General features: G+C 57.0%; 3 rRNA genes. All 3 read right to left on the reverse strand.

The features are described 5' to 3' along the window. Positions 1–44: 44 nt before the first annotated feature. A 5S ribosomal RNA gene (gene rrf, locus IE95_RS0118190) occupies positions 45–161 on the reverse strand. Between the two features lie 91 nt (positions 162–252). Beyond that, a 23S ribosomal RNA gene (locus tag IE95_RS0118195) occupies positions 253–3,360 on the reverse strand. 399 nt (positions 3,361–3,759) lie between these two features. Beyond that, positions 3,760–5,280, reverse strand: a 16S ribosomal RNA gene (locus IE95_RS0118200). Together the 16S, 23S and 5S rRNA genes form the textbook arrangement of a ribosomal RNA operon. Positions 5,281–5,442: the final 162 nt, after the last annotated feature.

The following is a 5,442-nucleotide window of genomic DNA, read 5'->3' on the forward strand; positions in this document are numbered from 1 at the left end:
GCCAAAGGCCCACCCCGTGTGGGGTGGGCCTTTGGTGAATGGTTGTCCGGCGGCGACCTACTCTCCCACCCCGTCTCCAGGGCAGTACCATCGGCGCTGAGAGGCTTAGCTTCCGGGTTCGGAATGGGACCGGGCGTTTCCCTCTCGCTATGACCGCCGTAACTCTATGGAGATGTTCGGGGCCCCCGGTTACGTGGGGGTGTGCCCGTATCTCGGGAACCGCACAGTGGACGCGTAGCAATATGTTTGTGTGTTATCAAGTTGTCGGCTTATTAGTACCGGTCAGCTTCAGCAGTCGTTGGTCCTGCCTTACACATCCGGCCTATCTACCCAGTGGTCTAGCTGGGAGCCTCTCCCCCTTGCGGGGATGGAAACCTCATCTTGAAGCAGGCTTCCCGCTTAGATGCTTTCAGCGGTTATCCCTTCCGAACGTAGCTAACCAGCCGTGCTCCTGGCGGAACAACTGGCACACCAGAGGTTCGTCCGTCCCGGTCCTCTCGTACTAGGGACAGCCCTTCTCAAGTTTCCTGCGCGCGCAGCGGATAGGGACCGAACTGTCTCACGACGTTCTAAACCCAGCTCGCGTACCGCTTTAATGGGCGAACAGCCCAACCCTTGGGACCTACTCCAGCCCCAGGATGCGACGAGCCGACATCGAGGTGCCAAACCATGCCGTCGATATGGACTCTTGGGCAAGATCAGCCTGTTATCCCCGGGGTACCTTTTATCCGTTGAGCGACGGCGCTTCCACAAGCCACCGCCGGATCACTAGTTCCGACTTTCGTCCCTGCTCGACCTGTCAGTCTCACAGTCAAGCTCCCTTGTGCACTTGCACTCGACACCTGATTGCCAACCAGGCTGAGGGAACCTTTGAGCGCCTCCGTTACATTTTAGGAGGCAACCGCCCCAGTTAAACTACCCACCAGGCACTGTCCCTGATCCGGATTACGGACCGAGGTTAGATATCCAGAGCGACCAGAGTGGTATTTCAACGTTGACTCCACACACACTGGCGTGCATGCTTCACAGTCTCCCACCTATCCTACACAAGCCGCACCGAACACCAATACCAAGCTATAGTAAAGGTCCCGGGGTCTTTCCGTCCTGCTGCGCGTAACGAGCATCTTTACTCGTAGTGCAATTTCGCCGAGTTCGCGGTTGAGACAGCGGAGAAGTCGTTACGCCATTCGTGCAGGTCGGAACTTACCCGACAAGGAATTTCGCTACCTTAGGATGGTTATAGTTACCACCGCCGTTTACTGGGGCTTAAATTCTGAGCTTCGCTCCGAAGAGCTGACCCGTCCTCTTAACCTTCCAGCACCGGGCAGGCGTCAGTCCGTATACATCGTCTTGCGACTTCGCACGGACCTGTGTTTTTAGTAAACAGTCGCTTCTCCCTGGTCTCTGCGGCCGTCAACGCTCGGGAAGCTAGTTCCGTCACGCATCGGGCCCCCCTTCTCCCGAAGTTACGGGGGCATTTTGCCGAGTTCCTTAACCACGATTCTCTCGATCGCCTTAGTATTCTCTACCTGACCACCTGAGTCGGTTTAGGGTACGGGCGGCTAGAACCTCGCGCCGAGGCTTTTCTTGGCAGCATAGGATCACCCAATTCGCGCATACGCGCTATCTATCAGTTCTCAGGCTATGTGAACAGCGGATTTGCCTACTGTTCGCCCTACAACCTTGGACACGGTCAACCATCGCCGTGCTGGGCTACCTTCCTGCGTCACCCCTGTTAATACGCTTACCTAGTACCGGTTCGGGTCGCGCGCCGCTCCCGCGATGTCTCCCGAAGGAGACGGTGCGGGTTAAGGGCGCTTAGCATCACCGGGTTCGGTATGGGCGGTTCTTCGCCGGTAGGAGAATATCAACTCCTTGTCCATCGACTACGCCTGTCGGCCTCGCCTTAGGTCCCGACTTACCCAGGGCGGATTAGCCTGGCCCTGGAACCCTTGGTCATTCGGCGGACGGGTTTCTCACCCGTCTTTCGCTACTCATGCCTGCATTCTCACTCGTGTAGGCTCCACCGCTGGGTTACCCCGCGACTTCACTGCCCACACGACGCTCCCCTACCCATCCACACGCCTGGACCACGAAGGCCTAGCGTTTGTGTGAATGCCACAGCTTCGGCGGTGTACTTGAGCCCCGCTACATTGTCGGCGCGGAATCACTTGACCAGTGAGCTATTACGCACTCTTTCAAGGGTGGCTGCTTCTAAGCCAACCTCCTGGTTGTCTGTGCAACTCCACATCCTTTCCCACTTAGCACACGCTTAGGGGCCTTAGCTGGTGGTCTGGGCTGTTTCCCTCTCGACTACGGAGCTTATCCCCCGCAGTCTCACTCCCGCGCTCTCACTTACCGGCATTCGGAGTTTGGCTGACGTCAGTAACCTTGTAGGGCCCATCGGCCATCCAGTAGCTCTACCTCCGGCAAGAAACACGCGAGGCTGCACCTAAATGCATTTCGGGGAGAACCAGCTATCACGAAGTTTGATTGGCCTTTCACCCCTAACCACAGGTCATCCCCCAGGTTTTCAACCCTGGTGGGTTCGGTCCTCCACGTAGTCTTACCCACGCTTCAACCTGCCCATGGCTAGATCACTTCGCTTCGGGTCTAGACCCAGCGACTCATTCGCCCTATTCAGACTCGCTTTCGCTACGGCTTCCCCACACGGGTTAACCTTGCCACTGAGCACTAACTCGCAGGCTCATTCTTCAAAAGGCACGCTGTCACCCCTGCTAGGGAGGCTCCAACGGATTGTAGGCACACGGTTTCAGGTACTATTTCACTCCCCTCCCGGGGTACTTTTCACCTTTCCCTCACGGTACTGGTCCGCTATCGGTCACTAGGTAGTATTTAGGCTTAGCAAGTGGTCTTGCCGGATTCACACGGGATTTCTCGGGCCCCGTGCTACTTGGGATCCCCTTCGGGAGGCCACGTCATTTCGTCTACGGGGGTCGCACCCTCTGTGCCGGGCCTTTCAATGCCCTTCGACTATAACGCGACTTTCTGACTCCCTGACCGGGTACCAGCCCGGTCTGAAAGGTCCCACAACCCCGCCCATGCAACGCCTGGTAGCTATCACACATGAACGGTTTGGCCTGTTCCGCTTTCGCTCGCCACTACTCACGGAATATCTCTTCCTGTCGGTACTGAGATGTTTCACTTCCCGACGTTCCCTCCACACACCCTATATATTCAGGTGCGGGTCACTGGACATGACTCCAGCGGGGTTTCCCCATTCGGAGATCCTCGGATCACGGTTCGTTTGCCAACTCCCCGAGGCTTATCGCAGGCTACAACGTCCTTCATCGGCTCCTAGTGCCAAGGCATCCACCCTGTGCCCTTAAAAACTTGACAACAAAAAATTGCAGAGAACAAAGATAAATCTTTGATCTTACAAAGATGCTCGCGTCCACTGTGCAGTTCTCAAGCTACGGACGATCCCACCCGCTCCCACGGCCTACCAACACAACGGTCGGCGGTTCACCCAGGAGACGCGATGGCCCGTTCAGAGCGACCCCACCCATGCGGGCGGTTCCCTCAGGACCCAACAGTGTGCTTGGCAAGCCCTTCCCCCGTACCCGTGATGTTCCACCACCCACCCGAAGGTGAGCAGGTACTGACACGAACCGTCATGGACGAGCTCTTCGTCAACGTTCCACCCTTGAGCAACCATCCACCCACGCGTTCGGCGAGTGCCATGGCCTCTGCACAACCAACACCCTAGGGCGCCGGCCGTGAAGTGATGCTCCTTAGAAAGGAGGTGATCCAGCCGCACCTTCCGGTACGGCTACCTTGTTACGACTTAGTCCCAATCGCCAGTCCCACCTTCGACAGCTCCCTCCACAAGGGTTGGGCCACCGGCTTCGGGTGTTACCGACTTTCGTGACTTGACGGGCGGTGTGTACAAGGCCCGGGAACGTATTCACCGCAGCGTTGCTGATCTGCGATTACTAGCGACTCCGACTTCATGGGGTCGAGTTGCAGACCCCAATCCGAACTGAGACCGGCTTTTTGGGATTCGCTCCACCTCGCGGTATCGCAGCCCTTTGTACCGGCCATTGTAGCATGCGTGAAGCCCAAGACATAAGGGGCATGATGATTTGACGTCATCCCCACCTTCCTCCGAGTTGACCCCGGCAGTCTCTTATGAGTCCCCACCATGACGTGCTGGCAACATAAGACGAGGGTTGCGCTCGTTGCGGGACTTAACCCAACATCTCACGACACGAGCTGACGACAACCATGCACCACCTGTACACCGACCTTGCGGGGCAACCATCTCTGGAAGTTTCCGGTGTATGTCAAGCCTTGGTAAGGTTCTTCGCGTTGCATCGAATTAATCCGCATGCTCCGCCGCTTGTGCGGGCCCCCGTCAATTCCTTTGAGTTTTAGCCTTGCGGCCGTACTCCCCAGGCGGGGCACTTAATGCGTTTGCTGCGGCACGGAACTCGTGGAATGAGCCCCACACCTAGTGCCCAACGTTTACGGCATGGACTACCAGGGTATCTAATCCTGTTCGCTCCCCATGCTTTCGCTCCTCAGCGTCAGTTGCGGCCCAGTGACCTGCCTTCGCCATCGGTGTTCCTCCTGATATCTGCGCATTCCACCGCTACACCAGGAATTCCAGTCACCCCTACCGCACTCTAGTCTGCCCGTACCCGATGCAAGCTCAAGGTTGAGCCTTGAGTTTTCACACCAGACGCGACAAACCGCCTACGAGCTCTTTACGCCCAATAATTCCGGACAACGCTTGCGCCCTACGTATTACCGCGGCTGCTGGCACGTAGTTAGCCGGCGCTTCTTCTGCAGGTACCGTCACTTGCGCTTCTTCCCTGCTGAAAGAGGTTTACAACCCGAAGGCCTTCATCCCTCACGCGGCGTCGCTGCATCAGGCTTTCGCCCATTGTGCAATATTCCCCACTGCTGCCTCCCGTAGGAGTCTGGGCCGTGTCTCAGTCCCAGTGTGGCCGGTCGCCCTCTCAGGCCGGCTACCCGTCGTCGCCTTGGTAGGCCATTACCCCACCAACAAGCTGATAGGCCGCGAGTCCATCCCAGACCGATAAATCTTTCCAGACACTCCCCATGCAGGGGCATCTCGTATCCAGTATTAGACCTCGTTTCCAAGGCTTATCCCGGAGTCTGGGGCAGGTTACTCACGTGTTACTCACCCGTTCGCCACTGATCCACCCAGCAAGCTGGGCATCACCGTTCGACTTGCATGTGTTAAGCACGCCGCCAGCGTTCGTCCTGAGCCAGGATCAAACTCTCCGTAAATGCTTGCCATCAACCCCCGAAGAGGTTAACAACCATACGAAGCGGACCCGAAGGTCCATAATCATGGCTACAAACCGAAAACATGACGTTTTCAATTCATACCAAAAAGTAGTCTCCACACGAACACACAACACACACCAAACGATGCGCGCCACACGCCCA

The organism is Oerskovia turbata, assembly GCF_000718325.1.
Taxonomy (GTDB): Bacteria; Actinomycetota; Actinomycetes; order Actinomycetales; family Cellulomonadaceae; genus Oerskovia; species Oerskovia turbata.